Below are 588 nucleotides of genomic sequence, written 5' to 3' on the forward strand. Positions count from 1 at the left end.
CAAAGAGGACGCTGCCGAAGGTGGGGCCGATGATTGGGGTGAAGTCGTAACAAGGTAGCCGTATCGGAAGGTGCGGCTGGATCACCTCCTTTCTAAGGAGTATCGTGATACAGCATGTATCACTACTGCCTGGTCGATATCAGTTGTTTAACAGCTGATTCAACCGAGTTCCAAATTTCCTTACACTGTTTAGTTTTCTGAGCCCATATAAAGCTCAGATTTATGGGGGTATAGCTCAGCTGGGAGAGCACCTGCCTTGCAAGCAGGGGGTCAAGAGTTCGATTCTCTTTATCTCCACCATGATCTGGTCTTCGGATCAGATATGCACCTTGAAAAATATATAATGTTAAAGTGAAGCAAGATGAGAAGAAAAATAAAAGGGTAACTAGTACAAATAAGTATATAGTGACTCTTAGGATAAAACTCATTAAGATGGTAAAAAGACAATTCACTTGGAGAAAAACTATCAAAGAATTGAGAGATTGATTCTAAGAAAAGTATTAATTAAGGAAACTTAATTGATGACCGTGATTGCTAAAGCAAAACATTTCTAAAAGGAAACGTATTTTGCAAAGCAAAAACGATAAG

Annotated in this window: 1 tRNA gene and 1 other annotated feature (1 of these 2 running past the window's edge); the gene reads left to right on the plus strand. The window is 39.3% G+C overall.

Going from position 1 to position 588, the window contains the following annotated elements:
* Positions 1-92, plus strand: a sequence feature (16S ribosomal RNA rRNA prediction is too short); it begins 334 nt to the left of the window's first position.
* A gap of 132 nt (positions 93-224) precedes the next feature.
* Positions 225-300: transfer RNA gene (locus ACECE_RS0208625), tRNA-Ala, on the plus strand.
* Positions 301-588 lie beyond the last annotated feature (288 nt).

Source organism: Acetivibrio cellulolyticus CD2, from assembly GCF_000179595.2.
GTDB classification, from domain to species: domain Bacteria; phylum Bacillota; class Clostridia; order Acetivibrionales; family Acetivibrionaceae; genus Acetivibrio; species Acetivibrio cellulolyticus.